Genomic DNA, 2,316 nt, shown 5'->3' on the forward strand with positions numbered 1-2,316 from the left:
GCGTCGCCCTGGCACTCATCGTCCACGTCGTGAAGGAGCGCCGCAGAGCCTCGGTCGTCCACGACGGCGACGACACCTACCGCATCGAGGGCCCGCTGTCGTTCCTCTCCGTCGACCGGGTCTTCACCACCCTGCGCAACGACCGGCCGAACCTGTCACTGAGCCTCAAGGACGTCAGCTACATGGACATGTCCGGCGCCAAGGCACTGCTGACCTTCATCGACCACTCCCACAAGTCCGGCGTCGACCTCGGCATCACCCACCTGCCGCCCCACCACGCGGACCGCCTGATCGCCCTCGCGAACGACGACCAGCGCGACAAGCTCAAGGACGTCGTCGAGCACGATCTGGCGGGGCACCGCTAGGGCTGGGAACCGCTAGGGCTGGTTCTTCCCGCACGAGCGCGGGCGGCCGTGAACCGGAAGAAACGTCTCAGCACTCGATGACGTTGACCGCGAGGCCGCCCCGCGCCGTCTCCTTGTACTTGACCTTCATGTCGGCGCCGGTGTCCTTCATGGTCTTGATGACCTTGTCGAGGGACACCTTGTGCGAGCCGTCGCCGCGCATCGCCATCCTCGCGGCGGTGACGGCCTTGACCGCGGCCATGCCGTTCCGCTCGATGCACGGGATCTGCACCAGACCGCCGACCGGGTCGCAGGTCAGGCCGAGGTTGTGCTCCATGCCGATCTCGGCGGCGTTCTCCACCTGTTCCGGGGAGCCGCCCAGGACCTCGGCGAGCGCGCCCGCCGCCATCGAGCAGGCGGAGCCGACCTCGCCCTGGCAGCCGACCTCGGCGCCGGAGATGGAGGCGTTCTCCTTGAACAGCATGCCGATCGCGCCCGCGGCGAGCAGGAAGCGGACCACGCCCTCCTCGTCGGCGCCGGGCACGAAGTTCATGTAGTAGTGCAGAACCGCGGGGAGGACGCCGGCCGCGCCGTTCGTGGGGGCGGTGACCACGCGGCCGCCCGCCGCGTTCTCCTCGTTCACCGCCATCGCGTAGATCGTCGTCCACTCGCTGCGGTGCAGCATCGGGTCGCCCTCGGCGCGCAGTTGGCGGGCGTTGGCGGCGGCGCGGCGGCGGACCTTCAGGCCGCCGGGCAGGATGCCCTCGCGGGTCATGCCGCGGGTGACGCAGGCCTGCATGACGTGCCAGATCTCGAGCAGACCCGCGCGGATCTCGTCCTCGGTGCGCCAGGCCTTCTCGTTCTCCAGCATCAGGGACGAGATCGACAGGCCGGTGTCGCGGGCCATGCCGAGCATCTCGTCGCCGGAGCGGAAGGGGTACTTCAGGACGGTGTCGTCGAGCTTGATCCGGTCCTCGCCGACCGCGTCCTCGTCCACCACGAAGCCGCCGCCCACGGAGTAGTACGTCTTCTCCAGGAGCGGGTGCCCCTCGGCGTCGTACGCGAAGAGAGTCATGCCGTTGGCGTGGTACGGCAGCGAGCGGCGGCGGTGCAGGATCATCTCGGTCGACTCGTCGAAGTCGATCTCGTGGGCGGCACCTATCTCGGCGCCGAGCAGCCGCAGGCGGCCGGTCTCACGGATCCGGGCCACCTCGTCGTCGGCGGTCTCCACGTCGACGGTGCGCGGGGAGTGGCCCTCCAGACCGAGCAGGACGGCCTTCGGGGTGCCGTGGCCGTGGCCGGTCGCGCCGAGGGAGCCGAACAGCTCCGCACGCACGGACGCCGTCTGGGCCAGCAGACCGTCCTTCTTCAGGCGGCCGACGAACATCCGGGCGGCCCGCATCGGGCCGACGGTGTGCGAGGAGGACGGGCCGATGCCGATGGAGAAGAGGTCGAAGACGGAGATGGCCACGGTGGCGGACTCCCTTGTCTGCTCGTGGGGTGTACGGGGCAGGTCAGGATCAAAGGATCAGTTGTGCGGGTTTGTCCGCCGGTCGAGCGTAACGTGCTCGTGTGAACAGGCCGCCCGGCCTGTGGATAACCCTGGATGACCTCTCGGTCACCACAGGCCGGGCGGCGCTGAGCACACAGCCCCTTACAGCGAGGGGTACAGCGGGTGCTTGTCGGCGAGGGCCGCGACTCGGGCCTTGAGGGACTCGGCGTCGTAGGACGGCTTGAGTGCCTCGGCGATGACGTCCGCGACCTCGCGGAAGTCTTCTGCCTGGAACCCGCGGGTGGCGAGCGCCGGGGTGCCGATCCGCAGGCCCGAGGTGACCATCGGGGGCCGCGGGTCGTTCGGGACGGCGTTGCGGTTGACCGTGATGCCGACCTCGTGGAGGCGGTCCTCGGCCTGCTGTCCGTCGAGCTCGGAGTTGCGCAGGTCGACCAGGACCAGATGCACGTCCGTACCGCC

Annotated in this window: 2 protein-coding genes and 1 pseudogene; 1 reads left to right on the forward strand and 2 read right to left on the reverse strand. The window is 69.6% G+C overall.

Annotated elements, in window-relative coordinates; genetic code table 11:
* A partial coding sequence (locus ACWD10_RS38350) for an STAS domain-containing protein (RefSeq protein ID WP_451098458.1) occupies positions 1–365 on the forward strand: 365 nt, incomplete at its 5' end.
* Between the two features lie 67 nt (positions 366–432).
* Here ACWD10_RS38350 and ACWD10_RS38355 read toward each other — a convergent pair.
* On the reverse strand, positions 433–1,815 hold the full coding sequence (locus tag ACWD10_RS38355) for an L-serine ammonia-lyase (protein WP_451098460.1): 1,383 nt from the start codon (positions 1,813–1,815) through the stop codon (positions 433–435).
* A 183-nt stretch (positions 1,816–1,998) separates the two neighbouring features.
* Positions 1,999–2,316: pseudogene (locus tag ACWD10_RS38360) on the reverse strand (serine hydroxymethyltransferase); the annotation flags it as partial.

The sequence above is a fragment of the Streptomyces sp. NPDC002851 genome, assembly GCF_053591935.1.